The organism is Dyadobacter linearis, from assembly GCF_907165045.1.
In the GTDB taxonomy this organism is placed as follows: Bacteria; Bacteroidota; Bacteroidia; order Cytophagales; family Spirosomataceae; genus Dyadobacter; species Dyadobacter linearis.
The window spans coordinates 394,841-410,901 of record NZ_CAJRAU010000006.1 but is presented as its reverse complement, the minus strand read 5'-3'; the positions used below and the strand labels follow the sequence as shown (position 1 = coordinate 410,901).

10 protein-coding genes are annotated in these 16,061 nt (G+C 47.2%); 5 read left to right on the top strand and 5 right to left on the bottom strand.

Annotated features, from left to right (window positions below; translation table 11 throughout):
* Positions 1-15: 15 nt before the first annotated feature.
* The 5 genes from KOD92_RS20825 to KOD92_RS20805 all read right to left on the bottom strand — a co-directional run bounded on the left by KOD92_RS20825 (position 16) and on the right by KOD92_RS20805 (position 6,660).
* Positions 16-3,537, bottom strand: coding sequence for a SusC/RagA family TonB-linked outer membrane protein (locus KOD92_RS20825; protein WP_215235522.1), 3,522 nt, complete (start codon positions 3,535-3,537; stop codon positions 16-18).
* A complete protein-coding gene (locus KOD92_RS20820; RefSeq protein WP_215235521.1) occupies positions 3,530-4,555 on the bottom strand; it encodes a FecR family protein in 1,026 nt (341 codons plus the stop codon). The genes KOD92_RS20825 and KOD92_RS20820 overlap by 8 nt, the downstream gene beginning before the upstream one ends.
* Before the next feature lie 99 nt (positions 4,556-4,654).
* A complete protein-coding gene (locus KOD92_RS20815; RefSeq protein ID WP_215235520.1) occupies positions 4,655-5,314 on the bottom strand; it encodes an RNA polymerase sigma-70 factor in 660 nt (219 codons plus the stop codon).
* Positions 5,315-5,551: 237 nt separating this feature from the next.
* Positions 5,552-5,869 carry a hypothetical protein gene (locus KOD92_RS20810; RefSeq protein ID WP_215235519.1) on the bottom strand — a complete coding sequence of 106 codons (318 nt, stop codon included), beginning with the start codon at positions 5,867-5,869 and terminating at the stop codon, positions 5,552-5,554.
* A gap of 113 nt (positions 5,870-5,982) precedes the next feature.
* The gene (locus KOD92_RS20805) at positions 5,983-6,660 is read right to left on the bottom strand and encodes a TetR/AcrR family transcriptional regulator (RefSeq protein WP_215235518.1); all 678 of its coding nucleotides are present in this window, start codon (positions 6,658-6,660) and stop codon (positions 5,983-5,985) included.
* Between the two features lie 145 nt (positions 6,661-6,805).
* Here KOD92_RS20805 and KOD92_RS20800 point away from each other — a divergent pair, with 145 nt between their 5' ends.
* The 5 genes from KOD92_RS20800 to KOD92_RS20780 all read left to right on the top strand — a co-directional run bounded on the left by KOD92_RS20800 (position 6,806) and on the right by KOD92_RS20780 (position 16,017).
* On the top strand, positions 6,806-8,491 hold the full coding sequence (locus KOD92_RS20800) for an ATP-binding cassette domain-containing protein (RefSeq protein ID WP_215235517.1): 1,686 nt from the start codon (positions 6,806-6,808) through the stop codon (positions 8,489-8,491).
* Entirely contained in the window at positions 8,472-9,803 is a 1,332-nt protein-coding gene (locus KOD92_RS20795) for an HlyD family secretion protein (RefSeq protein WP_215235516.1), read from the top strand. The genes KOD92_RS20800 and KOD92_RS20795 overlap by 20 nt, the downstream gene beginning before the upstream one ends.
* Positions 9,804-9,817: 14 nt before the next feature.
* Complete coding sequence (locus tag KOD92_RS20790; RefSeq protein ID WP_229254777.1) at positions 9,818-11,233, top strand: TolC family protein; 1,416 nt, start codon at positions 9,818-9,820, stop codon at positions 11,231-11,233.
* Positions 11,234-11,513: 280 nt separating this feature from the next.
* The gene (locus tag KOD92_RS20785) at positions 11,514-13,505 is read left to right on the top strand and encodes a TonB-dependent receptor plug domain-containing protein (RefSeq protein ID WP_215235515.1); all 1,992 of its coding nucleotides are present in this window, start codon (positions 11,514-11,516) and stop codon (positions 13,503-13,505) included.
* 31 nt (positions 13,506-13,536) lie between these two features.
* Entirely contained in the window at positions 13,537-16,017 is a 2,481-nt protein-coding gene (locus tag KOD92_RS20780; protein ID WP_215235514.1) for a bifunctional YncE family protein/alkaline phosphatase family protein, read from the top strand.
* Positions 16,018-16,061 lie beyond the last annotated feature (44 nt).

Below are 16,061 nucleotides of genomic sequence, written 5' to 3'. Positions count from 1 at the left end.
TTTGAATAGAAAAAATTAAAACCCGACCTGCAATCCGACAAGGAATGTCCTCGGCTGTGGATACTGACCTGTATCGACGCCTTTGGTGAAAATAAACGACTTGGCATCGTTCACGCTGGCGCTCACTTCGGGATCATACCCTTTGTATTTGGTCAATGTGAGCAGGTTCATTGCGGTGGCATAAATGCGGAAGCTTGAAAACACTTTGCCGCCTGTCGAATTCAAAATTGTTTTCGGGACCGAGAATCCAAGGGTCAGGTTGCGCAACCGCATGAACGAGCCGTTTTCCAGAAATCGGTCGGAAGCACGCAGGTTCGACGGTGTATTCTGGCCGGACCTTGGCATATCCGTCATGTCACCGTCCTTTTTCCAGGCATTCAGCACAGCCGTTGAAGAGTTAAACGGGCGGGTTGTGCCTTCTGTCCAGTAACGCAATGCATTGTAAACTTTCACATCGCCGATTCCAGCCAAACCCATTGAAAGGTCAAAAGCTTTGTAGGACAAATTGACCGAGCCACCATACGTCCATACTGGGATCGCCGAGCCGAGGAATGACTGGTCCGCGTCGGTAATGCGTCCGTCCCCATTCAGATCTTTATAAACAATGTCACCCGCCTTCAAACCATCCTGGTAACTTGCAAATCCTTTGGCAACTGCCTGCTCATTATACCTGGCCACATCCGCAGCGCTGGACACCACCTGATCCACCTTGTATCCGTAGAATGAACCAATCGCCGCGCCTACATCTGTTTTGGTAATATTGATCCCGCCATTGGTGCTGCCACTCACGATAGGCGCGCCATTGCCAAGTGACACTACATTGTTTTTATTATAACCTGTATTAGCCGAAATGCTGTAACTGAAATCTCCTGACTGCCCTGCATAAGATAACGCGGCTTCAAAACCTTTGTTAACTGCATTGGCTGCATTCTGAACCATGCTCGCATCATTGTAAACATCTCCCAAACCTGTGGAAACGGGCAGTTTCACATCCAGCAGCAAATCCTTGCTATCGCGTTTGTAATAATCCAGACTCACCTGAAGTCTGTTTTGCAAAAGGCCGAAATCAACACCGAAATCGATCTGCGTGGTTTCCTCCCATTTCAGGAACGGGTTAGGAACGCGGGTAACGGTCGCTCCCTGCTGGAATGCTTTGTTTTCGCCAAAAGAATACACGATGTTGTTGTTTCCATAGCCTCGATAAACGGTCGGATCAGTAAGAAACAAACCGATATTCGCATTGCCGGTAATGCCCCAGCTGCCGCGCAGTTTAAGGTCGGAGATAAACGAGATATTTTTCATAAACTCCTCATTAGCAACTTTCCAGGCCACACCTACCGATGGGAAATTCCCTTTGCGGTAAGCCTTTCCAAATGCAGGGTTAATGTCCTGACGGATAGAGGCATTCACGAGATACCTGTCATGAAAAGCGTAGGTAAGACGGCCAAAATACGAGCGCGACGCATAAATACTCGATCCGGTGCCGGTAATGCTGTTGGATTTGGAAACACCGATCTGTTTGATGAGGTCATTGGTAAAACCCGAACCAGTCATATTCACGCTCCGACTCCGGTTGCCTTCATTGTAGGTGTTACCGGCCATGAGTGAAAAATCGTGGCGGCCAATCGTTTTCGTATAGCTCAGAATGTTTTCAATGATCGGCGACACTGAGAATGAGTAGCTTTCCTCGATCTTGCGGTCAATTTTGGTATTCCCGTTCAGATATTCGCCTGTGTAATTGTAGCTGTTGGCATTGGAAAGGCCGATGTTCGCCTGCGTCCTGAATTTGAGGCCATTGATAATGTCCACCTCACCCCATAGTTGAAACAGATTTGAAACGCCTCTTCCGAGTTTTTCCGTGAGATAAATTCCTGGTAGCGGATTGAGCGCGTCGTTCTGGTCGATGATCGTCGTTACTTTACTGTACCCGCCCAAATTCGTCGGATCCATTGTCGGTGCGTAAGGTGGCATACGCAGCGCCTCTACAAAGCTGGCTGCATTGCCCGTTGTCCTGTTGTATTTAAAGTTAATGGTCTGTCCGAGTCGAATTCTCTTGCCGATCTGCTCTTCGAGCTGCGTCCGCAAATTGATCCGCTGGTATCCATAATCCCGCATAATACCCTCCTGATTGGTATAACCTGCCGAGAAATTGTAGGTCGCTTTATCACTTCCGCCCGTTACATTCACATGGTGCTCGGTGATTTTTCCATTCCTGAAAATCTCCTTCTGCCAGTCGGTCCGGGTTACCAGCACGTCGGGGGTGTTCAGTTTGTCAGGGACCTTATTTCCCTGTACTGCATCAATGTCTTTCACGAGCTGCACATACTGCGCGGCATCGAGCATATCCAGCTTTTTCCAGGCCTGCGCCACGCCTACATAGCCATTGTAAGTTACTTTCGGCGTTCCGGCTTTGCCTTTTTTTGTGGTAATCAACACCACCCCATTGGCTGCCGATGCGCCATAAATCGCCACGGAAGCAGCATCTTTCAGCACCGTAATATCCTGAATATCATAAGGACTTACTGAATTAATATCGCCCCCCTGAATCCCGTCGATCACATAAAGCGGATCGGAATTGGTGAGCGAGCCCACGCCGCGAATGATGATTTTCGCATTCGAACCTGGTAACCCGCCCGTATTCACGATCTGTACACCGGCGATTTTGCCCTGCAAAAGTTGCTGGGCAGATGTAGCCGATACATCCCCGAATTCCTTGCGGCCGACCACGGCAACTGCGCCGGTCAGGTCTTTTTTCTTGGCCGTTCCGTAACCAATGACCACCACTTCTTCCAACGCTTTTGTATCCACCGAAAGCGAAATATCCACGACAGAACGATTCCCAACGATCTCTTCCTTAGGCAGATACCCTACAAATGAAAATATCAGAATATCGTCAGGACCTGCTGCTGTCAGCTCATATTTGCCCGCAATGTCCGTCGTTACGCCACGCTGCGAACCTTTAATCACCACATTCACGCCCGGAAGTCCATCGCCTCGCTCATCTGTAACCCTTCCCTTGATTGTCTCTTCCGCTGGATTTTCCTTTGCTATTTTAGAAACAGCAATATCAGTCCTGCTCAACGATTCAGGAGCCACACTTGGGGCGATGGTAGCGCTTTCAATGGTGGCTATTCCAGCCTCAGAAGCTTTTTTCTCAAATCGTGAGACGATCACATATGCTTCTTTTCCTGCTTTTTTGAAACGAAGATTGAATGGTTTGAGCAGATCGGTCAGTTGCTTTTCCAGCTTACCGCCTTCCTGACGGAAATCCGCCCCGGTAATGGTGATATTTTTAACGGTTTCTTCCTCAAATAATATGCTTACCTGGTGCTGCTTGCCCAGATCTACTAGTAAATCTTTCAGGTTTTTGGCGCTGCTTTCTTCGCGTTGGGCGGCATTCAGTTGGGCGGCATTCCGTTGGGCGGCACTCCGTTGGGTGGGCTGGCTTGCAAATGAGATACCCTGCGCCGTGCAAAGCTGCTGAACAAATAACATGGTCAGCACGATACGGGTTTTTTGTAGAAATCTGCTACTCATGGTTAGGGTTGGTTACTGATGTTCTCAATTCAATAAATTCATTGTGTTTTACCACTTCCAGATGAAGCAGTTCCGATAAAATGGCCAGCAGGTCGTCGGCTTGCCTGGCCTTGTACACGCCACCAATGCGACGGTTGCCAAGAACGGGATCAAGTATACGCACATCGACTTTGAAGCGTTCGTTAAGCTGTTGCACCGCTTCGGACAATAGCGTATTGTCGAAATAAAACATGTCCTGCTTCCAGGCCACGAACTTTGCTGGTGTCGATGAAGATGTAAGGGTGAATTTTCCGTCTTTTTCGGTTGAAAAGAGATTTCCGGGTTTCATATAAAGCTGCTTTCCTTTCGGCAGGCTCAGCTTTACTTTTCCCTTGGTCAGAAAAACCTTCGTACCACGCTCACGAGAGTAAGCAACAAACTCAGTACCAAGCACTTCGATAGAATAATCTTTATCCATTTTCACTATGAACCGGCTATCCTGCTCGGTATGAACGACTTTGAACTCCGCCTCGCCTTCCAGCATTACTTCCCGGTTACCCGATCCGAAACCCAACCTTGGAACGCGTAAAACTGAATTGGCATTGAGCACGACTTTCGTTCCGTCAGAAAGTTCATAGGCAGATATGCGGCCGTTTTCGGATGTCAATGATTTGTACATCAATTCCTGATTGAAAACAAAGCCACCGACCACCAGGAAACAAGCCGCTACGGCAGTGGCCGCCACGGCACGGTAAGCCCACGCACTTTGCCAGATGCTGAAATGCGTTTTTTCTGCCTGATACATTGGGATTGCCTTCGCTGCATCCTGATCATTGACCAGCGCAACAAATTCAGAGAGAGCGCTTTCCACCTGCGGTGTAAACTGCGGATGGCGGCTTTCCCATTCGTCGAGATACTGATAGTAAAGATCTTCATTCCGCGGGTCGGCCAGCCAGTCTTCGACGAGCTTACGTTGAATGGATGTGGTCCTTCCGTCAAAAAAATCGAAGAGGACGTCTTTGGATAGGGATTCTTTCATTTTATATTTTTTAGCTTTTACAGTCCTGTGAGGGCTGTCTTGGATAATTCGCGGCAGTCAACAACAGACAAGTGCACTGGCCCGAACCCCATGTCGGGTTTATACTTTAATTGAAATCATCAGCGCGAGGCAGATAAACCAGCTGTCCTTCAAGCCGGTACGAAGCCTTGCAATGGCGCGGGTAATGAGCGCTTCGACAGACTTGGGCGTAATCTGAAGCTCAGCTGCAATTTCTTCGAGCGACTTGCCTTCAACGCGTTTAAGCAAATAAGCCTTCCTGCACTGCGGCGGCATATCCTGCACAATGCGCTCGACTTGCTGGTGCAACTCGCTGTATAACAAAGCGTCACACGGATTGAGCGTATGGGCCTCGAAGGGCGTGGTCATACCTTCCATGGGGGACGTGCGGTTGAGGTCCCATTTCAGGTAATTATAGGACCGGTTCCGGACAGACTTGTAGAGGTATGCGCGGTAGGAAGTGTTGATGAGCTCAAAAGTCCGGCTTTGCCAGAAAGCTGCAAAGACCTCTGATACAATATCTTCCGCGACTTCGCTGGAATGCACAAAGCGGATCGCGTGGTTGCATAAATTGGTGTAATACTTTTTGAACAGCAGCTCGCACCCTTTCTGCGGGTCCTGGCTGAACGTCTTGCGGATCAGGTATTCGTCGTCTAGCATCATGGGGCCGTTATCCTGCGCAGACAAGTCCGCTACGTCTTTTTCGGCTGACGGTAGTTTTTTGATAGAATTTATTGCCATATCGTTTCATTAACGCGGCTGCACATTTGCAGTTCTCTCACACAGACAAAACCACTAGCTCTATCCCCATACTATAAATAATATTTTTTTTTCAGAAAATAATTCTATTTGAAGAGGATGTGGTTTAGCGTGGAATGGAAATTCAGAGAATTAAAAAAACCGGCATAGGCCGGTTGGATAGATAATTTACTCACGGATTATTTTTACGACTTCTTATGGGTTGAAGCTCGCATTTTGTTATGTCGAAATGCGAGGCTCGCCATTTCTAATGTTCGGCTTTCTCTTCCTGCATATGAATAGCATTGTCGTCGGAATTTTACCAGACCACATCATATCTTCCCATTTCTGCGCCGCGTGGTTCCAGCGGTAAGGTGTGCCTACGTCGGTCGTAATAAAATAGAGATTAGGCACTTTGGGATGTGCTTTGATACTGGTGACATTACCACCGCCGCCAATCCGGACAGGTTTCCAGTTGTATGTCTGTGCCTTGGCTACAAAATTCAGGGCTCCTGTTAATGCAATCAACAGGCTCATCATTCGGAGTAATCTTTTCATACTTCAAGTCTTTGGTGAGAAAATTAGAACATCTTCTCATAGACAAGTTTCTTAGGAGAATCCCCATGTTTAATCTTAATATTTTACAATTAAGTCAATTTGCTTTTTCTCAACTAACTATGATCCAGCGTTTTAAATAACAGGTCGGACAAAAAGCCGGCAGTGAAGGTTTTCTGATCTCCGCCTTTGCTGTCGGTAAGTCTTGGAAGATAATTGCAAAAAAACTGTTGGTAATGCGATGTTTCGATAAGCGTGCTGCTCAGTGATCTTGGAAACTGATACGCAGGGTTGTATTCGCTGACCACCTCCGCGATTTTTCCGCACAGGTCTTTGTAAGGCTTAAATACTTCGGACTTGTTGATTTCCTTCACCTCTTTGACCAGGTAAACTTTGCTGCTTTCCGATATAATGATCTGGTTCAGATACCGCTTGTTATAGTCCATTTTCCCCGAGCTCTCAGGCAGTTCCTGGGTCAGCAGCTCAATGATGGTCTGCAATTTCACCCTGGTATCCGTCACATTCTGCAATCTGAATTCCAGAAGAAACTCCATGTAATTCCAATACCAATTGAGAATGTACAGCAGCAGGCGGTGCTTGTTTTCAAAATACCGGTATACGGTAGCCTCGGTTGTATTGACTTCTGCCGCAAGTTTTTTGAAGGTAAAATGCTCAAATCCAAGCTCGTAGATCAAGTCTATTGCGCTTTTCACAAGCTTTTTTCCTACCTCACTACTCTCCGGGTCTCTCAAAAAGACCTTTTCATTTAAATTAAAACTTACCTGGAAATCCATACGAAGCCGATTATTCATCGAAAATAGTAAACTATTTGCAAGTAACAGCTAATGTATCGTAAAAAATACTTTAACTACTTTTATTGATAGTATTACTATAATAAAAGAAAGCTTTTTATATTTGTGGATATTGAACGCAATAGGTATGGAAAAGGTAAACCCCTTTTTAAGGTTTTGGAATCTGATCTCGCTGGACCGGTCCGACATCGGCGCCGTTTATTTTTATGCTTTGCTGAGTGGTCTGGTCAACCTCAGTCTGCCCCTGGGTATACAGGCGATCATCGGCTTTGTTCTCGGTGCTTCAATGGTCACTTCGATTTATATACTGATCATTCTCGTCGTTTTTGGTGTCGCCGCAGTCGGCATTATGCAGATCAATCAGATGAAGATCATTGAGAAGATCCAGCAAAAGATATTCACCCGCTACGCATTTGAGTTCGCCGACAAGATCCCGCGTTTCGACCTGCTGACAACCGACCGGTTTTATCTGCCTGAGAAAGTGAACCGTTTTTTTGATGTGCTGATCGTGCAGAAAAGTTTGTCAAAACTGCTGCTGGAAGTGCCTATTGCGAGTATTCAACTCATTTTCGGTCTGCTGCTGCTGGCGGTTTATCACCCTTTCTTTATTGTTTTCGGATTGACATTACTGTTGGTTCTGACACTGATTTTCAGGTTTACCGGTGTTAATGGGTTGAAAACGAGTTTGCGGGAAAGCGTCAATAAATACAAAACGGTGGGTTGGCTCGAAGAAATGGCCAAAGTGATCAATCCCTTTAAGCTGAGCTACGGATCGCATTTAAATTTGACCAAAACCGATGACCACGTAAGCAAATATCTGCATTCGCGCACGGATCACTTCAAAGTACTGCTTGTCCAATATAAGACGCTGGTGGTCACAAAAGTGGCGATTACGCTGGCCATGCTGGCGGGCGGTTCGTTCCTGCTGCTTCGGCAACAGCTTAATATCGGTGAGTTTATCGCAGCCGAAATCGTAGTGCTTATGGTGATAAATGCCGTCGAAAAGCTGATCATCAACCTGGATAGCGTGTATGATGTGGCTACTGGTCTGGAAAAGATTGCAACGGTGACCGAAAACCTGACGGAACGGGACGGGAAACTTACCCTGGAACCCACTAATGCAGGCCTTACCCTTGATCTGATCGACTTTTCATTTGCATTTCCGAATGGCCGCAAGCTGTTTGATCATGTCCTTATCCACATTCCGGCAGGGAGTCTGGTCGCCGTTTCGTCGGATCATTTTTCGGGTAAATCAACCTTTTTGAAGATCCTGGCAGGGCACTATCAGCAGTTTTCGGGCTCCATGCTGATCAACAAGATTCCCCTGGGCAACTATTCACTTTCATCGCTCAGGGAAAGGATCGGCCTGTATCTGAATCAGCGGGAAATTTTCATCGGCTCGGTCCTGGACAACATTTTAATGGGCAGAAACAACATCAGCTCACAGGAAATCATGGCACTCGCTGCTAAATGTGGGTTGTCTGGTTTCCTTGATTCGCTGCCTGATGGATTCGAGACGCCGGTTGACCCAAATGGTAAAAACCTGCCCAGCGACTACATCAAGCGCATTTGTCTGTTAAGAGCGCTGCTGGGCCAGCCTGATCTGCTGCTTCTGGAAGATCCTTGGCAAATGCTCACCGGGCCTGAGCGCCAGCGCATGATGGCATATCTGTTGAGCGAACCCAATAACGCGACTATCATTGTGGTTGCCGATGATCCGGAATTTTCCAGACAATGCGATTACCAGATTATACTCGACAACAAAGCGATCACCGTCCTTAACAATCATGAAAATGGAACAGGCAACGTATAAAATCCCGCTTAAATCCCTGGACACCATTTATCTGCGTGATCAGGAAAGTAAGGTCAGATATTGGTTTTATGGCATCATTATGTTGCTCGGTCTTGCGCTTTTTCTGCCCTGGACGCAGAACATTCAGGCAAAAGGTGACATTACGACTTTATTTCAGGAGCAGCGCCCGCAAAATATCAACTCACCCATTCCCGGCAAAATAGCCAAATGGTATGTCAAGGAAGGCGATTTTGTAAAAATGGGGGACACGATCATGCAGATTTCTGAAATCAAGGAGGATTACCTGGACCCCAATCTGGTAGGCCGCACCCAGGAACAGGTGGAAGCAAAAAAGGGCGCGATTAATTTTTATAAAGGAAAAGCAGCAACGTCGTCATCACAAATGCAAGCGCTGCTGGCAGCAAAGAATTTTAAGCTTGAACAACTTAAAAACAAGATCGTCCAACTCAATAACAAGCTTAATGGCGAGCAGGCCGAGCTGGAAGCGGTCACGAACGAATTCAATTTGGCCAAAGATCAATATGACCGCCAGCAAAAAATGTTTCTGGAAGGACTCGTATCCCAGACACAGCTGCAACAGCGCAATACGAGTTTTCAGAATGCATTGGCGAAAAAAATTACCGCTGAAAACAAGATCGCGCAGACAAAACAGGAACTGCTGATTGTGGAGATAGACCAGAATGGGGTAGAGCAGGAGTATGCGGAAAAGATCAGTAAGGCCGAGGGCGACCGGCTGCAAAGTCTGAGCAACATTGCTTCCGGCCAGGGGGAAATGGCGAAGCTGGAAAACCAGGTGACCAATTACAAAATCCGCAATGGCATGTATTTCATCCTGGCCCCGCAAGATGGCCAGATCGTGCAGGCTAGCAAGGCCGGGATCGGCGAAATTCTCAAAGACGGCGAACGGATCACCGTTATTGTTCCTACCCGCGTGAACTATGCCGTCGAGATGTATGTGCGGCCGGTGGATCTGCCACTGGTTAGCATCGGGCAGAAGGTTCGGTTTATGTTTGATGGATTTCCGGCGATCATTTTCAGCGGCTGGCCCGAAAACAGTTACGGGACTTTCGGGGGCAAAGTGGTTGCATTTGAGCACACGATCAGCGCCAACGGAATGTTCCGCGTGCTGGTAGCCGAAGATCCGACGGACAGGCCCTGGCCGCAGCAGCTGAAACTGGGCACGGGTGCACAGGGGATTGCCTTGTTGAAAGATGTGCCGGTATGGTATGAGCTATGGCGTAATATCAACGGCTTCCCGCCGGATTATTACACATTGGACGATGCTGCGGGCAAAGGTTCTACAAAAAAATAAAACAACCGTCCGTTATGAAGAGCTTTGTCATAGTGCTAAAAATGCTGCTCGGGACGTGGATTTTTACGCCCGTCGTCGCACAGGATTCAGCCAATACTTTACGGGCTGAGCAGGTTCTTGAATTGGTGCGGGCGTTTCATCCTGTCGCCAAACAGTCAGCAATCCAGGTCGGGCAGGCGGAGGCAGACCTGGTCACGGCGCGTGGCGGGTTTGATCCTGTGCTCGGTGCGTATGTGGCCCGAAAGCGTTTTGGCGGCACCAATTACTACAACCGGGTCTCGCCAGAAATTGCTATTCCAACCTGGTACGGCATTGAAATTCACAGTGGTATTGAAAATTATACCGGGGAGCGGCTGGATCCGACGATGACGAAAGGACAATCGGCTTACGTGGGTGTGAGTATTCCGCTTGCCAAAGATTTGCTGATGGACAAACGGCGCGCAGTTTTGAAGCAGGCCCGGATATTCAGGACACTGGCGGATACGGAGCAAAGACTGGTGCTCAACGACTTGTTAATGAATGCGATGGATGCATATTGGCAATGGGTGAGCAGTTACAATCAATACACCCTTATGCAGGCCAATGTCGATATCAATAAGCAACGGCTTGATTTCGTGCGAAAATCCTTACAGAACGGCGAGCGTGCGGCCATTGACACGATTGAGACGCTGGCACAACTGCAAAGCTTTCAGTATCAGCAGAATCAATACCGCGTAGAATTCCGCAACGCTGGTTTGCAACTCTCTGCATTTTTATGGACGGCGAGCGGCGAGCCCTATAACTTACCGGAAACCATAGTTCCTCCCGCAGACTGGGACAACGAGCAAAGTACGAAGGACTTTGACCTTGACCTGGCCAGCCTGCTTACGACAACCGAGCAAAACCATCCCGAATTACAAGCTTATGATTTCAAATTACGGGCGCTTGACATTGAGAAAAAACTCAAATTTCAGCAGCTTTTACCCAAAGCGGATTTTAGATATAACCATTTGAGCAAGGGTTACAATGCATTTGCCAGCGTTTCCGAAGCTCCCATTTTTGACAATAACTACCAGTATGGGTTCAAGTTTGAAATCCCAATGCGACTGTCGGCCGGCCGCGGTGAGTACAAAAAGGCTAAACTAAAAATTGAAGAATCTCAACTGGCGCAAATGCAAAAACGGCTCGATCTGCAAGTCAAGATCCGGCAGTATCATAATGATCTGCTCAACCTCAGGGAACAGATCCAATTGCAGAATCTTAATCTGAGCAATTACCAGCAACTGGTTAAAGCCGAAGAAGTAAGGTTCAAAAATGGCGAAAGCTCGCTGTTTTTAATTAATACCCGCGAAAATAAAGCCATTGAAGCAAGGCAGAAGTTGATCGAGCTAAAAGCCAAATACTTTAAGGTTATTTATGCTTTACAATGGAGTGCAGGCTTGCTGAATTGAAAAAGGCCTGGGTCTGGAAATGATGGAGATATTTAGAACGCAGCTTCGAACATTAGCCAATAACCGTTATCTTAACATTACCTGGACTGCCGGTCTGGCGTTTATTAAATCTTTGTAAAAGGTATTCCGTCACGTCGGGAGCGGAACTGGATTCAACCTTAACAAATTGGTAATCTTATTGCCGGCTTTTCTGCAAACAGAAGACTTAGTTTTACCCCCTTATTTGATCTCATTTTAATGTTAGCATTCACTTATGAGGGTATTCTACTGCTGTTTTTTCATGGTGCTATCCGCGCTTTCCAGTTTCGCCCAGGAGCGTGATTCACTTCGTACCGAACTGCTTAATCAAGTAAATGTCACGGCGAATAGGGTACAACAAAAGACCCTGGAAACAGCGGGCTCCATATCAGTAATCTCTGCCAGAACCTTGCAGACCTACCAGCCGCGCACCACGCCGGAGGCATTAATGGGTTCTACCGGCGTCTTCGTTCAAAAGACAACCCATGGAGCCGGTTCGCCATTTCTACGAGGATTGACAGGTAATCAAACACTCATTCTTATTGACGGTATCCGACTCAATAACAGCACATTCCGCTACGGCCCCAACCAGTATTTGAACACGATTGACCCTTTCACGATTGACAAAATAGAAGTCCTCAGGGGCGGCGGTTCTGTCGCATACGGCTCCGATGCATTAGGTGGAACACTTCAACTGCTTACTTCCAATCCTGCCTTTTCTGAAAAACCGGCTGTTCATGGCAAAGCAGTTGCGCGGTATGCGACGAGCGATATGGAGAAAACATTACGGGCAGGAGTTGCGCTCTCATCATCGCGTGTTGCATTCTCTGGCGGCGTGAGTATCCGCAACTTTGGAGATTTGGTAGGAGGGGATACCACCGGCAAACAATCTCCGAGTGGCTATAAGGACCGGGCTTTCGATGCGAAGTTGCTTTTCGCTCTAAGCGACTCGTGGACGCTCACCCTTGCGCATCAATCAGTTTCTCAAAAACACGTACCACTTTATTATCGCTATAAGCTCGAAAATTTCGCCTTAAACGAGTTCAATCCGCAAAAACGGTCTTTAAGTTATTTTAAACTTAATGGTACAACAACCAGTAAATGGGCTTCGGAAATATCGCTGACCGGATCGTGGCAGGCGACTAATGAGGGTAGGCTCAGCCGAAAAAAGGGGAGTAACAGCCTGCGCACAGAGACGGATAAGGTGCAAACCTCGGGATTGATATTCAATGTTCAATCTAACATTGCCGAGTTCTGGAATGCCAGTTCCGGAATCGAAATCTATAATGATCAGGTTGCAAGCGACAAGATCGATCAGGTTGACGGTGCTGGCCCGGTCGCGAGCCGCGGTCTTTATCCTGACGACAGTAAATATCTCAATTACGCGGTTTACTCGCTTCACCAGTTAAAGCTTGATGATTGGCGGTTTTCTTTCGGGGGACGTTTTAATGGTTTTCGTATAAAAGTTGCCGATGAAGCGCTGGGTAATGTGTCTGTGAAGCCAACAGCTTTGGTTGGAAATGCTTCTATTTCGTATCTACTTCAAGACCATTCCAATTTTTATACATCCTTTCACTCCGGTTTCAGGGCGCCCAATATTGATGATATGGGAACATTAGGGATCGTTGATTTTCGGTACGAGCTGCCCGCCTATGATCTCAAACCTGAAACATCCTACAATTTTGAAGCGGGTTACAAATTTAGGTCGGACGGCTTTGCAATGAGCGCGGCTTTATTTCAAAATAACCTGCGTAACCTGATTACACGTGTGCAAGTTGCCGGACAGAAAATAGACGGCATTGACGTATACCGGAAGGAAAATGTGGAGCACGCCTACATTCGGGGCGCAGAGCTGGATGTGGAATATGTGTTTAGCGAGTACTGGAAAATCTATGGATCAGGAGCTTATAATTTTGGTAAGAATGTTACTAAAAATGAGCCGGTCCGCCGCATTCCGCCATTAAACGGAAGATTTGGACTAGAATATCGCAGGAGTCAATGGTATGTACGTCCCGAAGCCTGGTTTGCAGAAAAACAAACACGGCTGGCAGCCGGAGATGCCGGTGATAACCGCATTCCAAAAGGAGGCACGCCGGGCTGGGTAGTCGTGAATTTAATGGCCGGTTTTGATACCAAACATTTCGCAGTAAATGCTGTTGCTCAGAACCTTACCAATGAAGACTATCGTACGCACGGGTCGGGAATTAATGGCGTCGGTCGGAGCCTGTGGCTGACATTAACAGGAAGATTTTAATCGCATTCATCCATAAGTCTTATAACTCACCATGACAAATTATTTGAAACTCGGACTTTGCTTGCTGCTCTGCGGTGTCCTCACCTACGGCTGTAAGAAAAATGCCGGCTCGTCGGCTGGTCGCGAGGAGGCGGCCATAGTTAAAGCGCTTTCGTCCAAGCGCATTGGTCTGCCCAATGGTTGGTCACTTACGCCGGTTGGAAGAAGTTTGGATCTGGATGATTTGCCTTTGAATTTGGTAGTTTCTCCGTCCAAGAAATATTTGGCTGTGACCAACAACGGGCAAAGCACGCAGAGCATTATCCTAATTGATGCGACTTTGGAAAAAGTGCTGGATTCAGCCATAGTCGCCAAGTCTTACCTTGGTTTGGCATTCAGTCAGGATGAAAAAACCATTTATGCTTCGGGTGGGAATGATAATAAGATATTGGTATTTAAAATTGACAATCAGCAGCTTGTGCCAGCTGAGCCGATCGTGTTGGGCAAGCCCTGGCCGGTTAAGATTTCGCCTACCGGAATTTCTGTCGACGATGCCAAGAATAGGATTTATGTAGTGACCAAAGAAGATAGCTCGCTTTACATTTGTGATACTCAAACCAAAAAAACCATTGGAAAACTAAGTCTGGGGGCAGCAGCTTACACCTGTTTGCTATCCAATGATAAAAAGGAACTTTACGTTTCGCTTTGGGGCGGATCGCGGGTAGTAATCGTAAACACAGAAACACAAAAAATATCCGCAGAAATCGCGACGAACAAGAACCCGAACGATCTGCTTTTGACCAAAGACGGCAAATTTTTATACGTGGCCAATGGTAATGATAACACCGTCGGGCTCATCGATCTTACCAAACGTCAGATATCGGAAACACTAACAACTTCACTTTTCCCTGATGCGCCGGTTGGAACTACTCCAAATGGCTTGGCGCTGAGTGAAGATGAGAAAATACTTTACATTGCCAATGCAGACAATAACTGCCTGGCGGTATTTGATGTAGAAATCAAAGGGCGCAGCCACTCCGTCGGATTTATACCTACCGGCTGGTATCCGACCGCTGTGAAAACGATCGGTTCAAAGATTTTTGTTACCAATGGAAAAGGCTTTTCTTCCAAGGCCAATCCAAAAGGTCCCAATCCTAATTTATCAAAAGTACCCCAGCAGATAGGACCTAACCCCCAGGCTTACACGGGAAGAGAGCAGTATATCGGTGGCTTGTTTAAAGGCACTTTGTCGATCATTGATTCACCTTCTGCGGAGACACTTTCGGCTTATTCCCGGGTTGTTTACGCAAATACACCCTACACAAAGAACAAAGAACTGAATGCAGAAGGGGAGGCCGGAAACCCGATCCCGATGAAAGTAGGTGATAAGTCACCGATCAAATATGTCTTTTACATCATCAAGGAAAACCGGACTTACGACCAGATCCTGGGAGATATGAAAGAAGGTAATGGCGATGCTTCACTTTGCCTCTTTCCAGAAAAGGTGACGCCAAATCAGCACGCGCTGGCCCGCCAATTTGTGTTACTCGATAATTTTTACGTAGATGCCGAAGTTAGCGCAGATGGGCACAACTGGTCATCGGCTGCATATGCCAATGATTATGTAGAAAAAAACTGGGTGACAAGCTATGGCGGTCGCGGTGGCACTTATGACTATGAGGGTAGCAAGGATATCGCACACCCACGGGATGGATTTATATGGGACCATGCATTGCGTGCGGGCCTGACTTTCAGGAGCTATGGTTGGTTTGCGGACGAAGGAAAAGCAAATATCAAAACACTGGAAGGGAACTATTGTCCAACTTTTAAAGGCTACGATCTTGGTTATAAGGATATAGACCGGGAAGCTGCCTGGGAAAAGGACTTTGATGAACTTTTAGCAGCGGGCAAACTTCCAAGGTTAAATACACTGCGATTTGGGAATGACCATACTTCCGGTGCCAGTGTTGGGAAACCGACGCCGTTTGCGGCTGTCGCCGACAATGACCTGGCCGTAGGGCGTTTTGTTGAACATCTTTCCAAAAGTAAGGTCTGGAATGAATCGGTGGTATTTATCCTGGAAGACGACGCGCAAAACGGACCGGATCACGTGGATGCACACCGCTCCATTGCTTTTGTTGCAGGAGGTTTTGTCAAAAGAGGTTTTGTAGACCATACTATGTACTCAACCTCTGGAATGCTCCGCACGATGGAGCTGATCCTGGGCATAAAACCCATGAGCCAGTATGATGCTGCTGCCACGCCGATGTGGAGGTGTTTTAACAAAACGGCTAATCCGGCTGGCTTTACTTCGCTGGAAGCAGGGGTTGATTTGACTCAAAAAAATGTGGCAGTGAATTCCAATTCGCGCCAATCCGATCAGTTTGATCTATCCGTGCCTGATGCGATTGACGACCTTGTTTTCAGCCGGATTGTGTGGCAGACGGTGCGGGGTGAAAAAAGCATTATGCCCGCGCCGCGCCGGGGTGCATTTGTAAGACTTGAAAAAGAAGATGAAGAAGAGGAAGATTAATTGACCCGATGATGTTCAGCAGAAAAGATTCACCTGAAACCGAT